The following is a 14,604-nucleotide window of genomic DNA, read 5'->3' as shown; positions in this document are numbered from 1 at the left end:
GCCCCCGCGGCGGGCGGGGCGCAGGCCCGCCCGTCGAGGCGCCAGGCCCAGGCCTCGAAGCAGGCCGAGGCGTCAAGGTCGGGCGAAGGTGCGGCGACGAATCTCCGGCAGGAGGCTTCCGGTCACGATGCAGGCGCCGCCGAGCCACTGGACCGGGCTCAGCCGGTCGCCGGTGAGCAGGAAGCTCGCAAGCGCCGCGATCACCGGCTCCAGCGTGTAGACGAGCGCGGCGTAGGTGGGAGCCACCACCTGCTGGGCCGCCAGCTGGAGACGGATGGCGAGGACGCTGGCGAACACCGCCTCATAGGCGATCAGCGCCACGAGGAGCGGGGTCCAGTGGATCGCCGGCCGCTCCAGGAGGGGCGTGGCGGCCGTGGTGCAGAGGCCGGCCACCACGATCTGCGCCATCATCAGGCGCTCCACGCGGTGGCGGGTGGCGTAGTGCCCCGTGACCACCATGTGCAGCGCGAAGCAGAGGGCGCAGCACACCGAGAGCAGGTCGCCGCGGTTGAAGCCGGCGGCGAGGTCGCCGGGGCGGGTGAGCAGCACCAGCCCCGCCACCGCGAGGGCCAGCCCGGCGGTGGCGATCCGTTCCGGGAGTGTGCGGTAGGCCACCAGCACCACCAGCGGGGTGAACGGGATGTAGAGGGAGGTGAGGAAGCCGGAGCGGCTGGGCGTGGTCCACTGCAGCCCGATGGTCTGGGTGGCGAAACCGAGGGCCAGCAGGAGCCCGAGCACGGCGCCGGCGCGCCATTCGTCGCGGGTGGTCCCGCGGAGCGCAGGTGCGATGAGCACCGTGGCCACCAGGAAGCGGGCCGCGGTGAAGGCCATCGGGGTGGCGTCGCGCAGGGCCAGCTTGACCAGCGGGAAGGCGGCGCCCCAGATCAGGCAGGTGGCCCACAGCGCGAGCACCGCCTGGCGGCGGGTCATGCGCCGGCCGGGACCGCGTCGGCCAGGACCTCACGCAGGTAGCGTCCCGTGTGGGAGGCCGCCACGGTGGCCACCTGCTCGGGTGTGCCCTGGGCCACCACCGTCCCGCCCCCGGGGCCCGCCCCGGGGCCCATGTCGATGATCCAGTCCGCGCGCTTGATGACGTCGAGGTGGTGCTCGATGACCACCACCGTGTGGCCCTGGTCCACCAGCCGGTCGAGCACCTGGATCAGCACCCGCACGTCATCGAGATGGAGGCCGGTGGTGGGCTCATCGAGCAGGTACAGCTTGCGGCCGGTGCGCCGGCCCGAGGCGGCGAGCTCCCGCGCGATCTTGAGTCGCTGGGCCTCGCCGCCCGACAGCGTGGTGGCGGGCTGGCCCAGGCGGAGGTAGCCGAGGCCCACCTGCTGCAGGTGCCAGAGCGCCTGGCCCAGCCTGGCCTGGTGGCGGAAGCGGCGGATGGCTTCGTCCACGGTGTAGGTGAGCACGTCGGCGATCGACTGGCCCTGGATCTTCACGTCGAGGACCTCGCGCCGGTAGCGGCTGCCACCGCAGGTCTCGCAGGGGACGTAGACGTCCGCCATGAAGACCATCTCCACCAGCACCGCGCCGGCGCCCTCGCAGGTCTCGCAGCGGCCGCCCGCCAGGTTGAACGAGAAGGCGGCCGCCCCGAGCTTGTGGCGGCGCGCCTCCGGCTGGGCGGCGAAGAGCTCGCGGATCTCGTCGAAGGCCTTGATGTAGGTCACCGGGTTGGAGCGCGGGGTGCGGCCGATCGGCGACTGGTCGATCAGCAGCACGTCCTCGAGGTGCTCCGCCCCCGTGAGCGCGCGGGCGCTCCCGACCGCCTCGCCGAGGTGCTCCTTGGCGGAGTGTTCTCCCCGGAGCCGGGTCTCGAGCTGGCGGTAGAGGATGTCGTGGACCAGGGTGCTCTTGCCGGAGCCGGAGACGCCGGTGACCGCGGTCAGCGCGCCGAGGGGGATCTGGGCCGAGACGTCGCGGAGGTTGTGCAGCGAGGCGCCCTCGATCCGGAGCCACGGGCCGAGTGCCCGGCGCGCGCTCGGGACGCCGATCCGCTTCTTGCCGGAGAGGTAGTCGCCCGTGAGGGAGGGGATGCCGTCGTGCATGGGGCCGGCGTACACCACCTGGCCCCCGTGCTCGCCGGCGCCGGGGCCGAGTTCGAGCATGAAGTCGGCCTGGCGCATGGCGGCGGGGTCGTGCTCCACCACGATCACGGTGTTGCCCTGGTCGCGGAGCCGGCCGAGGAGCCGGAGCAGGCGGTCGATGTCCCGCGGATGCAGCCCGATGCTCGGCTCGTCGAGGACGTACAGCGCGTCCACCAGGTTGGAGCCCAGCGCGTTGGCGAGCGCGATCCGCTGGGCCTCGCCGCCGGAGAGGGTGCGGGTGAGCCGGTCCAGCGTCAGGTACCCGAGCCCCACGTCCGTGAGGAAGGTGACCCGGCGGCCGAGTTCATCGAGGATGAGCTGGGCCACCTGGCGTTCCCAGTCGGTGAGGTCGAGGCCCGCGAGCCAGCCCGCGAGGTCGTCGACCGAGCGCGCCGCGACGGCGGCGATCGGCTCCCCGCCCACCCGGACGGCCAGCGCGTCGGCGTTGAGGCGGCCGCCGCCGCAGGCGGGACAGGTGCGGGCCAGCTGGTACTGCCGCAGGAAGACCCGGATGTACTGCTTGTAGCGCTTCTCCTCGAGGCCCTTGAGGAACGGGAACATCCCGAGGTAGCGCCCCACCTTGCCGTGCAGCAGCTCGCGCCGCGCCGTGGCGGGGAGGTCCCGCCAGGGGGTGTCGGTGGAAACGCCGAGGGCACGGGCCGCGGTGGCGAGCATGCGGCGGCGGGTTTCGTAGCGCGGCTTGGTCCACGGGTCGAGCGCGCCGGCGGCCAGGCTCCGGGCGGGGTCGGGGACGATGAGCGACTCGTCGTACTCGAGCACGGCGCCGAAGCCGTTGCAGCCCTGGCAGGCGCCTCGGGGGTTGTTGAAGGAGAACAGCGCCGGGGTGACGCTCGTCGCCGGGGTGTCGCAGCGGCTGCAGGCGGGGCGCTCGGTGAAGCGGAGGCGGCCGTCGTCGTGGAGCACGATGGCGATCCCCTCGCCCTCCTGGAAGGCGGTGCCGAGCGCTTCCATGAAGCGACTGGGCGGCTCGGCGGCACGGCGCTCGGCGGGCTCGAGGGCCAGGCGGTCCACCACCACCAGCAGCTCGGTGGTCGCGGCGAGGTCGAGGCCGGCGGGCAGCTCCTCCAGGTGATGGGGCGTGCCGTCGGCGAGCACCCGCACGAAGCCGAGGGCGCCGAGGTTCTCCACGATGGCGGCATGATGCTGGCGGGCCGCCGGCGGGAGCGGGAAGGTGAGCTGGAGCTTCCGCGCGCCGGGGAGGCTCCAGAGCTCCGTCGCCGCGGACTGCGCGGTGTCCTTCCGCACCGGGAAGCCGCAGGCGCGGCACTGCGGCCGCCCGATCCGGGCAAAGAGCAGGCGGAGGTAGTCGTACACCTCGGTGGCGGTGCCGACGGTGGAGCGGCTGGAGACGGCGGGATTGCGCTGCTCGATGGCCACGGCCGGCGCCAGCCCCTCGAGCCGGTCCACCAGCGGCTTGGGCATCCGCTCCAGGAACTGCTTGGCGTAGGTGGAGAGCGACTCGATGTAGCGCCGCTGGCCCTCGGCGTAGAGGGTGTCGAAGGCCAGGGAGCTCTTCCCCGAGCCCGAGGGGCCGGTGATGACGATCAGGGCGCGGCGCGGGAGGTCGACCGTCACGCCCCGGAGGTTGTGCTGGCGGGCATTGACGATGCGGAGGACCGACTGGGACATAGCCCGGGAAAGGTAAGAGCGGGGGGACGGACTACACAGGGCCGGCGGGTGCGCCCGCCGGCCTGGTTGGTACTGCGCCCCCGCCGGGGGCATTAGATTCGGGGCACATGGCATCCGTGCTCAGCCCGCGGCTCCTGCTCCGCGGGTTCCTCATCTTCATCGGCATCTCCGTCCTGGGCTACGCCGGGGTTCTCCTGTACGGGAACAACCTCGAGGCGTTCGTCCAGGCGCTGGGGCACATCCACTGGGGCTGGATCCTGGTGGGGCTCGGCCTGGCCTCCATGGACTGGTTCGGCGGGGGGCTGCGCAACTGGGTGCTGGTGCGGCTGGTGCACCCCAACCCGCCCATGGGCGGGATGATCCTCTCCGGGGGGATGGGGGCGTGGGCGGCGTACCTCACCCCGTTCAACTCCGGCGCGGGGCCGATGACCATCTACGCCATGCGGCGGGCCGGCATCCCGCTGCCGCTGGCGGTGACCACCACGCTCATGTCGTTCATCGCGACGGTGCTCTTCTTTGCCCTCGCGGGACCGCTCGCCATCGTGCTCGGGGCGGGCCGCTCGCTCGGGAACCACGGCGACGTCCTGGGCCTCACGCTGTACGACCTCTTCCTCGGCAGCCTGGGCCTGTTCGTGGGCATCGGGGTGGTGCTGATCGCGGTGATCGTCTTCCCCGGCCTGGCCCGGGCGGGGCTCCACCGGGTGGCCACCCGGCTCTCCCGCCGGAGCCAGCGGGTGGCCGACCGGATCGAGGGGCTGCGGCGGAGCATCGACGAGGCGCACCAGAGCGTGCTGGCGTTCAACAGCGCGCGGGGCTGGCTGGCGCTCCTGTGGGCCACCATCCTCTCGGGGCCCTCCCACGCCAACAAGCTGCTGGCCGGCTACGTGGCGCTCCGGGCGGTGGGCATCGAGGCGCACTTCGTGGACGTGCTGCTGGTGCAGACCCTGATCACCTTCCTGCTGTACTTTGCGCCGACCCCGGGGGCCTCGGGCATCGCCGAGCTGCTCTCGAGCGCGGTGATGTCGTCGGCGTACATCCCGAAGGAGCTGTCGCCGCTGTACACCCTGATCTGGCGCGCGATCCTGTCGTACTTCACGCTGGCCTTCGGGTTCGTGGTCTTCTCCCGCTGGGTGCATGGCCGCTTCAAGGCGGGCCGCGGCATCGACGAGGACGAGGCCGCCCCCGAGGCGGCCCCGGCGCGCTGAGCCCATGGCCGACGCCGATCCGCACGCCGAACCCGACGAGCGCCGCTACGACGCCGCGCTGATGCGGCGGCTGCTGCAGTACATCGCCCCGTACCGATGGCTGGCCCTGCTCGCCGTGCTCCTGCTGCTCGCCACCGCGGGGCTCACGCTGGTGGGGCCGCTGCTCACCCAGCGGGCCCTCGACGTGGCGGTGCCCGCCCGCGATGACGCCCTGCTGCGCACCCTGGCGCTGCTCTTCCTGGGCGCGCTGGTGCTCGAGTTCGTGCTCGACTACGCCCAGGCCTACCTCACGGCGTGGATGGGCCAGCGGGTGATGGGGGACCTCCGGCTCCAGGTCTTCAGCCACCTGCAGCGGCTGTCGGTGTCGTACTTCGACCGGCACCCGGTGGGACGCCTGATGACCCGGGTCACCTCGGACGTCGAAACCCTCAATGAGCTCTTCTCGTCCGGCGTGGTCACCGTGTTCGGGGACGTGTTCACCCTGGCCGCCATCACGGGCATGATGCTGCTGACCGACTGGCGGCTGGCCCTGGTGGCGTTCGCGGTGATGCCGGTGATGTACCTCTCGGCGGTGACGTTCCGGCGCCACGTCCGCTCCAGCTTCCGGGACATCCGGGCCCGGGTGGCCCGGCTCAACGCGTTCCTGCAGGAGCACCTCTCGGGGCTCCGGGTGGTGCAGCTGTTCGGGCGGGAGCAGGCGGAGGCCGCCGCGTTCGCCGCGGTCAACCGGGACCACCTCCAGGCGCACCTGCGCTCCATCACGGTCTACGCGATCTTCTTCCCGGTGGTGGAGTTCCTCACCAGCGTGGCGCTGGCGCTGCTGCTGTGGTACGGCGGGCTGCGGGTGCTGGGCGGCACCCTCACCGTGGGGGTGCTGGCCGCCTTCATCCAGCTCACCCGGCGGTTCTTCCAGCCGCTGCAGGATCTCTCGGAGAAGTACAACCTGCTGCAGAGCGCGATGGCGTCGTCGGAGCGGATCTTCCAGCTGCTCGACACCACCCCCGAGGTCCGTTCGCCGGCCGCGCCCCGGGCACTGGCGCAGCCGGTCCGGGGCCAGGTGGCCTTCGAGCACGTCTGGTTCCGCTACCGCGCCGGCGCTCCCGGGGCGGACGAGGGCTGGGTGCTGCGCGACGTCTCGTTCACCGCCCGCCCGGGCCAGACCCTGGCGCTGGTGGGGCATACCGGGGCGGGCAAGACCACGATCCTGAGCCTGCTGCTCCGGTACTACGACCCGGAGCGGGGGCGCATCACGATCGACGGGGTGGACCTCCGGGAACTGGACCTGGCCACCGTGCGGGGGCTGATCGGGTTCGTGCAGCAGGACCTTTTCCTTTTTACCGGGGATATCGAGCGCAACCTGGTGCTGGACAGCGGGCGGGGGCCGGCGGCGGCGCGCCAGGCGGCGGAGCGAGTGGGAGCCTCGCGCTTCATCGAGCGTCTACCCTCCGGGTACGGGCACGTCCTGGGGGAGCGGGGCCGGAGCCTGAGCGTGGGGGAGCGGCAGCTGCTGTCCTTTGCCCGGGCGCTGGCCCAGGACCCCCGGATCCTGGTGCTGGACGAGGCCACCAGCTCGGTCGACGCCGAGGCGGAGGCCCAGATCCAGCGGGCGGTGACGGAGCTGATGGTGGGGCGCACCAGCCTGGTGGTGGCCCACCGGCTGAGCACCATCCTCCACGCCGACGAGATCCTGGTGATGCACCATGGCGAGATCCGGGAGCGCGGCACGCACCGTGCGCTCCTGGCGCAGGGTGGGCTGTACGAGCGGCTCTATCGCCTGCAACTTCAGGGGCAGGAAGTCCAGCCCCCCCTGAGCGCGTAAGCCCGTATCGCTTGCGGGGTTGTGGGGCTCCGGGTACGTTTGGCAATCTCCGCTTCAGACGAGGGTCGGGCTGATGATGGAACTGGAAGTCGGCGGGCAGCGCACTCCCATCCCGGTGGGGGAACTGGTCATCGGCGCGGACCCCTCCTGCGGGCTCAAGCTGACAGGGGTCGCGGCGGCCCATGCGGTGGTGACCGGCGGCGCCGATGGCTCGGTCATCGTGCGCCGGGTCGGCGAGCATGACGTGCTCATCAACGGCGTGAAGCTCGGCGCCGAACCGGCGCCGGTGCTCCACGGCGACAAGGTGCAGGTGGGCCTCCACGAATTGCTGGTCCACGACCCGCGCCGCAGCGGCAGCACCCAGTTCGTGAGCGCCAGCGACGTGGCCCGGATGGTGGCCGCGACGGCCAAGGCGGGCGGGCCCAAGACCCCCACCGCCGCCACCGGCGGCCGGCTGGTGTGCCTGACGGATGGCCGCGAGTACACCATCGGCACGGCGCCGCTGGTGATCGGCCGCGAGGCGGGCTGCGACATCGTGGTGCCGAACAAGGACGTCTCCCGGCGCCACGCCGAGATCTTCCAGTCACCGCAGGGCTACGTGCTGGTCGACTCCAGCACCAACGGCAGCTTCGTCAATGGCGAGCGGATCGAGGCCCAGCGGGTGCTGGCCCGGGCGGACGTGCTGCGCATCGGCGACCACGAGTTCCGCTTCTACGCCGATCGCGCCCCCGAACCGGCCGCGGTCGCGGCCCCGGCCGCCTCGCCGGTGCCCGCGCCCTCCCTGCCGATCGTCCCGGCGCCCGCGGGCGCCGTCGAGCGGCTCTCCCACACCATGCACGGCATGCCGGTCACGCCGCCGCAGCCCCCGCCCGCGGCGCCCAAGGCGCCCCCGGCCCCGGCGGTGCGCCCCTCCGGGAGCAGTGGCGCCATGGCGGCATTCGTGATCCGGAGCGGGTCGCTGAAGGGCCAGCGCCTGCAGGTGCGGGTCCCGGTGGTGAACATCGGGCGGGCGGAGTACAACGATCTGGTCATCCCCGACGACAGCGTCAGCGGGTCGCATGCCAAGCTGCAGCGGCGCGAGGGCGTGTGGATCCTGGTCGACAACGAATCCACCAACGGCACCTGGGTGGATGGCGAGCGGGTGGCCGGCGAGGCCGCCTTGGGACCCGGCTCGGTGGTCCGCTTCGGCGAGATCTCGGTGCTGTTCGAGCCCACCGACGATCACCTGAGCATGAGCGGCGGGTCGGGGACCAAGGTGATGGGCGCGATGAAGCCGTCGTCGCCCGCGCCCGCCGCCGCCGCGCCCACCCCGCCGCCCGCCCCGGCCCCGGCCCCGGCCCCGGCCCCGGCCCCGGCCCCGGTCCCGCCGCCCGCGCCGCCGGCCCCGGTCGTGGCTCCCCCGGTGGCCGAGAAGCGCCCGACGCCGGTCCCGGCCGCCCCGGTACCGCAGCAGGAGCTCGGGCTCAAGCAGTCCGGCGCGCGGCGGCCGCCGGTGATCGTCTCGTCGTCGCCCCCGAGCCGCGGCATGCCCAAGTGGGTGGTGCCGCTGGTCCTGGTGGTCATTCTCGGCATCGTCGCCGCCGTCCTGCTCACCAGGTAAGCGAGCCGCCGTGCGTTTCTCCTGCGCTGCCCGGACCGATACCGGTGTCGTTCGCTCCGGCAACGAAGACAATTACCTGATGCTCGCCGACCGCGGCGTGTTCATCGTGGCCGACGGCATGGGCGGCCACGCCGCGGGCGAGGTGGCCAGCGAGATGGCCGTACGGATCATCTCCCGCGAGCTGGGCAGCCTGCGCGGCCTCAACGACGACCAGGCCGGCGAGCGGATGCGGCACGCGATCATCGAGGCCAACGCGGCCATCTTCGACCGCACCCTCACCGAGCACGACAAGCGCGGCATGGGCACCACCACGACCGCGCTCATCCTGCTCCCGCAGCGCTACCTGCTGGGCCAGGTGGGCGACAGCCGCGCCTACCTGCTGCGCGACGGGCACTTCCTGCAGGTCACCAAGGACCACTCCTACGTCCAGGAGCAGGTGGACCTCGGCCTGCTGACCCCGGAACAGGCCCGGGTGCACCCCTACAGCAACGTCATCACCCGCTGCATCGGCGCCAACGCCGAGGTGGTGCCGGACCTCTACTTCGGCCACCTGCGCCCGGGGGACGTGCTGCTGCTGGCGTCCGACGGACTCACCGGGATGCTCGAGGACGAATACCTGGCCCAGATCCTCAAGGGCGAAGGCGGTCCGCAGCAGTGGGTCGATCGCCTGATCAACGAGGCCAACCGCCGCGGGGGCCTCGACAACATCACCGCCATCCTCATTCGCATCGAGCCCGACGCCCCCGCGCCGTAGCCCGGCCCAGCGCAGCGATCCCGTCCGGGGGCGGCCACTGCGGCCGCCCCCGCGGCGCGTCCAGGGGCCAGCCGTCGGACGGCGCGTTCTGAAACATGCCCCCGGTGCCGCCCGTCATCTGCGCATGCCCAGACCCAACACCGCCAACATCGTGGCCGGCTTTGCCACCCTCCGTGCCAACCCGCTCCGTACCACCCTCTCCACGCTGGGCGTGGTGATCGGCGCCGCCGCGCTGGTGGCGGTGCTGGCCCTGGGCGATGGGATGGAACGCTTCGTCCGGGAGCAGATCGCCCGCTCCACCGACGTGCAGTCGATCCTGGTGGCCGCAAAGACCTCGGTCACGATCGACGGCCAGACCTTCCCCGTGGACAGCTATCCGGTCTTCACCCCCGCCGACGCGGCGGCGATCGTCGCCGCGATCCCCGGCGCCGACCAGGCCACCCTGACGGTGAGCGGCCGCTCGGCGATCGCCGGGGGCGGGGGCCGGCTGGAGGAGGTGGGGATCGCCGCCACCCTGCCAAGCCTGGCTGACCAGGTGGGACTCGCCTTCGCGGCGGGGCGGTACTTCACGCCGGCGGAGGCGGACGGCAACGATCCGGTGATCGTGCTGAGCCACACCCTCGCGCGCCGGCTGACGGGCCGGCGGCCGGAGGAGGCCGTGGGCGACACCGTGCGCATTCGCGACCGCACCCGGACCATCGTCGGGGTCCTGGCCCCGGTGGAGGGGGAGCAGGTTGGCGCGGCCTACATCCCGATCCAGGGGGCGGTAGACGCGCTTGCCCCCACGCCGCGGCCGCGGGCGCCCACGCTGGTGCTCCGTGCCCGGACCATCGAGGACGTCACCCCGGTGCAGCAGGGCGCCGAGCGGTGGCTGGCGGCGCGCTTCGGGGGGCAGTGGCAGCGGCTGGCCCGCGTGGAATCCAACCGGAAGCAGCTCGAGGACGTGGAGCAGGGGATGATCTTGTTCCGGCTGTTCATGGGGGCGATCACCGGGATCTCGCTGATCGTGGGCGGGATCGGCATCATGAACGTACTGCTGGCCTCGGTCACCGAGCGGACGCGGGAGATCGGCGTGCGCAAGGCGGTCGGCGCGAGCCGCGGCGACATCCTGGTGCAGTTCCTGGCGGAATCGGTGACGATCTCCGGCCTGGGCAGCGCGCTCGGCGCGGCGCTCGGCCTGGCGGGGGCGTTCGGGGTCACCGCCCTCATGCGGCAGCAGACCGAGGCCCAGATCTATGCGGCGTTCACGTGGGGCACCGTCCTGGTCTGCGCGGTGGCGGCGCTGGTGGTGGGGCTCTCGTTCGGGCTCTATCCCGCCCTCCGCGCCGCGCGGCTCTCGCCGATCGATGCCATCCGGCACGAGTAGCCGGCGCGGCGAGGTGCCGCGCCCTAGAGCTCGTCGGCGATCGCCGCGAGCCGCTCCTCCTCCCGCCAGGCCCAGCGCAGGATCGTGAGCTCCCCGCGGAGCGCACGGTACTCCTCATCCTCGTGCAGGGACATCTCCAGCGCCAGGCGGGCCTCGGGGTAGAGGGTCGCCAGGGACCGGTCGATGTTGTCGAGCGGGGCGCGCACCATGCGGGAGCGGGCAAAGCGGTGCAGCGCGCGGTCGGGGCCGCCAATGGCCTGCAGCCACTCCACCGCGCCCTGGACGGTGGCGGCGTCGCCCCCGTGGGGGTTGAGGTGCGGCAGGATGAGGGCGGCGGCGGCCCGCCCGTCCGCCCCGGTGAGGAGCGCCCGGGTCTCGCCGGTGGCGCTCCACTCCACCTGGGACCCCGCGGGCACATGGTCGGGGAGGCAGCCCACCCACAGCGCCCACTGCTCCCGTTCGTTCTCCGCGCGGATGAGTTCCGCCTGCCGGACCTGCTCCTCCGCGAGCTCCAGCGTCCCGCTGCTGGCCAGCGGGATGGCCAGCGCGGCACGGCGATGCAGCCGGTGGGCCGCGAAGGCCGCGGCGCCGAGCAGGGCCACGCCCCCCGCGGCCCCGAGCGCGGCGGCCACGAGCGGGGTGGCGCAGGGGGGCCCCCCCCCCCCCCCCCCCCCCCCCCCCCCCCCCCCCCCCCCCCCCCCCCCCCCCCCCCCCCCCCCCCCCCCCCCCCCCCCCCCCCCCCCCCCCCCCCCCCCCCCCCCCCCCCCCCCCCCCCCCCCCCCCCCCCCCCCCCCCCCCCCCCCCCCCCCCCCCCCCCCCCCCCCCCCCCCCCCCCCCCCCCCCCCCCCCCCCCCCCCCCCCCCCCCCCCCCCCCCCCGCCCCCCCCCCCCCCCCCCCCCCCCCCCCCCCCCCCCCCCCCCCCCCCCCCCCCCGCCCGCCCCCCCCCCCCCCCCCCCCCCCCCCCCCCCCCCGGCCCCCCCCCGGCCCAGCGGGGCATCGCAGAAGAAGCAGCCTGGGAGCACGCGGCACTCGAAGGGTGGCGTGCTTCGATGGTGGGCAATGCCTGGTCGGGGCGCAAGAGCCCCGGGACGGTCCTCACTGCATTGTCATCCGGCTGACATGTGGAGCGCCGCCGGTCACTCCTCGATCCGGATGTTGCTGAGGCCGAGGTGGCCCTGCGCCAGGCGCACGATCCGCTGCAGCACGGCCTCCCGCTCGTCGCTCGTGAGCGGCTTGGTCACCCCCCGTCCTGGCCCGACCCACTCCCGCAGGCTCGAACGGTACACGCGGTGTCCCTGGGTATAGGTCCACGCCAGGTGCGCCGTCCGCCCCTCGCGGTGGTAGACCAGGGTCTCACCGCGGAGGTCCATCTCGAGCCGCTCATCGCCGGCGCCGCCCAGGGGGAGCGCTGGCGGGGGCAGCGGTGGCGGCTCGTGCTGCCGCCGGATGGCGTCCATGTCCGGTGGCTCGGGTGGGGGGAGCGGTGGGGTCAGCACCCAGTAGAACCCCGACTCGTCAGTGATCTCGAGGTGGTTGAGCGAGCTGTTCCGCTCGCGCACCGCCAGCCCCGACAGGGCCGACCGGTCGGTGCGCAGGTGGGCGGTGAGCATGATCTGCGCGCCGGCCGGAGGGGCAGGGAAGCCGCCCCCGGCGTGCGCGATGCCGTTGCCGGCCGCCAGTTCGGCCTCGACCAGCCGCCGCAGCGCCGGCGGGAACGCGGCCAGCACGCGGCGCTGCTCCTCCGACGCGCCGCCCGGGTTCACCGCCCGGCCCGCCGGTTGGCCAGTGCCTGGATGAAGTCATCGTAGCCCGCGGCGTCGCGCTGGTATCCCTGCGTGGCGTCGGCCAGGATGGTCTCCAGCGTGGTGCGCCCATCGGCCGCGACCACGTCGGTGCGGGCGCCCGTCTCGAGCAGAAACTGGGCGGTGGGCCAGTCGCCGTTGCTCACCGCCTGCATGAGCACGGTCCAGCCGAGCTGGTCGGGCCGGGTATCGAGTGCCTCGAGACTCGCGCCGTGCCCCACGAAGATCCGGAGCTCGGGCGGGTCCATGTAGCTGATGAACAGCAGCGGCCGGCGGTCACCGGCGTCGATGGTGGTGACGTTCGGGTCCGCGCCGGCCTTGAACAGCAGGTGCAGGAGGTCGTAGGCCTCCTGGGCATTCCCCCCGAGGACCCACTCGAGCAGGACCTTGTCGGTCCCCAGGATGTCGCTGGCCGGTGGGGCACCGGCCTCGAGGAGGATCCGCACCGATTCCACGTCCTGCGGGGTGCGGTACATGTCCACCACTCGGTTCACCGCGAAGCCCAGGATCGTCATGCCCTCGCTGTTGCGGGCGTTCCAGTCGAGCGCCGCGCCCGCCGCGAGCGCACGGACCCGCGCCGGATCCTTGTCCCGCAGCGCGCGGGCAATGGCCGAGAGCTTCGGGTCCGGATAGGCCAGCTCCTGGCGCCGCCGCGCCCCGCGAAAGAACTGCTGCTTGAGCTCCTTGCCGTAGTTGGCGATGCCCATCCACAGCGGGAGGCCGAGGATGGCGAGCGCCAGCAGGACGCCCGGCCGGGAGCCCGACCGCGTGGCCCAGAAGAGCAGGCCGCCGAGGGCCAGGACCATGGGCGTGAGCAGCATGGCGAAGCCGGTGGCCATCCCGCGGCCAGCCGCGTCGTCGCCCATGTTCTTCATGAGCCACAGGTTGAGGACCAGCAGGGCATCGATCCCGAACAGGACCCAGGCCAGGACCGTGAGCGCTTTCATGGGACCTCAGCGAGGGAGCAGTGCGCCGCCGCGGTCGAGCTGATCCTGGACGGCGGCGGGGGGGAGCGCTACCAGGTCGCGAAGCGGGGTGAGGTCGCGGGTGAGGGGGGCCGCGGCGAAGACCCGGAGGCGGCGGGCGCTGCGGTACAGCGCGTCGGCCACCCGCGGCAGGCCGAACTGTCCCGCGACGCCTTCCCCCGTCAGGCGCTCGATGGCGCCCGTGCGGGTGCGGAGCGGCAGGTCCACGGCGAGCATCGAGGGATTGCTCGGAAAGTCGAGCAGCAGCTCCCCGGGGGCGAGGCCGAGCTCGGTGGCGAGCCGGTCTTCCACCCGTTCCAGCAGGTCGGGGCGCTCGCGGACCCAGGGCTCGGCCTCGGGGGGCACCTCGCTGGCGGGGAGGTCGAGGGCGCGCTTGTAGAGCCGCCGCGCGGGCACCGCCCGGGCCAGGCCGGTGCGGTCCACCGCGCTCAGCCGTTCGGTGAGGCCGTCGTCGGTGGCGTCGGCCACCTCATCGGGGGCCAGCGCGCCGGCGGCGACGGCGGCGCGGACCGCGCGCTTGAACATGCAGGTGGCGCTGCGCACCGCGTGATGCCAGTACACGTTCCGGTACATCTGGTACTTGGCGAACAGCAGTGATTCGAGCGCGCTGATGCCCTTTTCCTGGACCCCGAGCTCCAGGCGCCCCGGCGCCGTCTCGATGAGCGTGAGCGAGGCGAGCAGCCGGTCCACGTCGACCGCGCCGTAGGGCACCCCGCACATGCGGGCATCGCGGCTCAGGTAGTCGATCTTGTCGAGGTCGAGGGAGCCGGAGATGAGCCCCTTGAGCGGGCTCCGGCTCTGGCCGGTGATGAACTCCCCCACCCGGTCGGCGAGGCCTGGCGGCCCCGCCTCGGCGAGGACGGCGGCCAGCGGCTCCCGGTGCAGCCGCGCCACCCCCAGCCGCTCATGGCTCGGGAAGCCGGCCTCCTCGAGGGCGTGGGAGAAGGGATAGTGCCCGATGTCGTGCAGCAGCGCCGCCAGCCGGGCCGCCAGCTGCTGCTCCGCCGGCACCACGGTGAGTTCGCCCCGCTCCTCGAGGGCGGCCAGCGCGCGCCGGGTCAGGTGGAAGGCGCCGAGGGCGTGCTCGAAGCGGGTATGCGTGGCGCCGGGATAGACCAGGAAGGCGTGACCCAGCTGCCGGATGTAGCGCAGCCGCTGCATCGGTGCCGTATCCAGCACCGTGGTGGTCAGCGGGTCGAGGCGGATGTTGTCCCAGAGGGGATCGCGGATGACGTCGAAGTCGCCCATGGGGCGGGAAGCTAGCAGGAGGACGGGGGGCAGACGAGGGCCGGGAAACGCGGGGGGCCGCGCGACGGGGCGGTTCGGCGG

The 14,604-nt window shown here is 73.5% G+C and carries 11 protein-coding genes; 5 read left to right on the top strand and 6 right to left on the bottom strand.

What is annotated here, in order from left to right; translation table 11 throughout:
• Positions 1 to 72: 72 nt before the first annotated feature.
• On the bottom strand, positions 73 to 930 hold the full coding sequence (locus tag IPJ95_01840; protein MBK7922356.1) for a DMT family transporter: 858 nt from the start codon (positions 928 to 930) through the stop codon (positions 73 to 75).
• Positions 927 to 3,743 (bottom strand): excinuclease ABC subunit UvrA, encoded by a 2,817-nt coding sequence (gene uvrA / locus IPJ95_01835; protein ID MBK7922355.1) that lies wholly within the window; start codon positions 3,741 to 3,743, stop codon positions 927 to 929. Before uvrA ends, IPJ95_01840 begins: the two co-directional genes overlap by 4 nt.
• A gap of 107 nt (positions 3,744 to 3,850) precedes the next feature.
• Between uvrA and IPJ95_01830 the strand changes: the two genes are divergently transcribed.
• From IPJ95_01830 to IPJ95_01810, 5 genes are all read left to right on the top strand, one after another.
• Positions 3,851 to 4,948: a flippase-like domain-containing protein gene (locus IPJ95_01830; GenBank protein MBK7922354.1), complete on the top strand. Its 1,098-nt coding sequence runs from the start codon at positions 3,851 to 3,853 to the stop codon at positions 4,946 to 4,948.
• Positions 4,949 to 4,952: 4 nt separating this feature from the next.
• Positions 4,953 to 6,767 (top strand): ABC transporter ATP-binding protein, encoded by a 1,815-nt coding sequence (locus IPJ95_01825; GenBank protein ID MBK7922353.1) that lies wholly within the window; start codon positions 4,953 to 4,955, stop codon positions 6,765 to 6,767.
• Positions 6,768 to 6,840: 73 nt separating this feature from the next.
• Positions 6,841 to 8,367, top strand: a complete 1,527-nt coding sequence (locus tag IPJ95_01820; GenBank protein ID MBK7922352.1) for an FHA domain-containing protein — start codon at positions 6,841 to 6,843, stop codon at positions 8,365 to 8,367.
• A 10-nt stretch (positions 8,368 to 8,377) separates the two neighbouring features.
• The gene (locus IPJ95_01815; GenBank protein MBK7922351.1) at positions 8,378 to 9,121 is read left to right on the top strand and encodes a Stp1/IreP family PP2C-type Ser/Thr phosphatase; all 744 of its coding nucleotides are present in this window, start codon (positions 8,378 to 8,380) and stop codon (positions 9,119 to 9,121) included.
• A gap of 124 nt (positions 9,122 to 9,245) precedes the next feature.
• A complete protein-coding gene (locus IPJ95_01810; protein ID MBK7922350.1) occupies positions 9,246 to 10,487 on the top strand; it encodes an ABC transporter permease in 1,242 nt (413 codons plus the stop codon).
• A gap of 23 nt (positions 10,488 to 10,510) precedes the next feature.
• On the opposite strand, the gene IPJ95_01805 is transcribed toward IPJ95_01810, so the two are convergent.
• The 4 genes from IPJ95_01805 to IPJ95_01790 form a co-directional block, all read right to left on the bottom strand.
• Positions 10,511 to 11,119 (bottom strand): hypothetical protein, encoded by a 609-nt coding sequence (locus IPJ95_01805; GenBank protein MBK7922349.1) that lies wholly within the window; start codon positions 11,117 to 11,119, stop codon positions 10,511 to 10,513.
• Positions 11,120 to 11,623: 504 nt separating this feature from the next.
• A complete protein-coding gene (locus IPJ95_01800; GenBank protein MBK7922348.1) occupies positions 11,624 to 12,214 on the bottom strand; it encodes a hypothetical protein in 591 nt (196 codons plus the stop codon).
• A 32-nt stretch (positions 12,215 to 12,246) separates the two neighbouring features.
• Positions 12,247 to 13,236 (bottom strand): hypothetical protein, encoded by a 990-nt coding sequence (locus tag IPJ95_01795; GenBank protein MBK7922347.1) that lies wholly within the window; start codon positions 13,234 to 13,236, stop codon positions 12,247 to 12,249.
• Between the two features lie 6 nt (positions 13,237 to 13,242).
• Positions 13,243 to 14,523, bottom strand: a complete 1,281-nt coding sequence (locus tag IPJ95_01790; protein ID MBK7922346.1) for an HD domain-containing protein — start codon at positions 14,521 to 14,523, stop codon at positions 13,243 to 13,245.
• Positions 14,524 to 14,604: the final 81 nt, after the last annotated feature.

This window comes from Gemmatimonadota bacterium (assembly GCA_016713785.1).
In the GTDB taxonomy this organism is placed as follows: Bacteria; Gemmatimonadota; Gemmatimonadetes; order Gemmatimonadales; family GWC2-71-9; genus JADJOM01.
This window is presented reverse-complemented; position numbering and strand designations above follow the sequence as displayed.

Bases quoted from the DNA above. Each gene is read 5' to 3' on its own strand.
- IPJ95_01825 (MBK7922353.1), top strand. From the start codon at position 4,953: ATGGCCGACGCCGATCCGCACGCCGAACCCGACGAGCGCCGCTACGAC.
- uvrA (MBK7922355.1), bottom strand. From the start codon at position 3,743: ATGTCCCAGTCGGTCCTCCGCATCGTCAATGCCCGCCAGCACAACCTC.
- IPJ95_01830 (MBK7922354.1), top strand. From the start codon at position 3,851: ATGGCATCCGTGCTCAGCCCGCGGCTCCTGCTCCGCGGGTTCCTCATC.
- IPJ95_01840 (MBK7922356.1), bottom strand. From the start codon at position 930: ATGACCCGCCGCCAGGCGGTGCTCGCGCTGTGGGCCACCTGCCTGATC.
- IPJ95_01790 (MBK7922346.1), bottom strand. From the start codon at position 14,523: ATGGGCGACTTCGACGTCATCCGCGATCCCCTCTGGGACAACATCCGC.
- IPJ95_01820 (MBK7922352.1), top strand. From the start codon at position 6,841: ATGATGGAACTGGAAGTCGGCGGGCAGCGCACTCCCATCCCGGTGGGG.
- IPJ95_01795 (MBK7922347.1), bottom strand. From the start codon at position 13,236: ATGAAAGCGCTCACGGTCCTGGCCTGGGTCCTGTTCGGGATCGATGCC.
- IPJ95_01810 (MBK7922350.1), top strand. From the start codon at position 9,246: ATGCCCAGACCCAACACCGCCAACATCGTGGCCGGCTTTGCCACCCTC.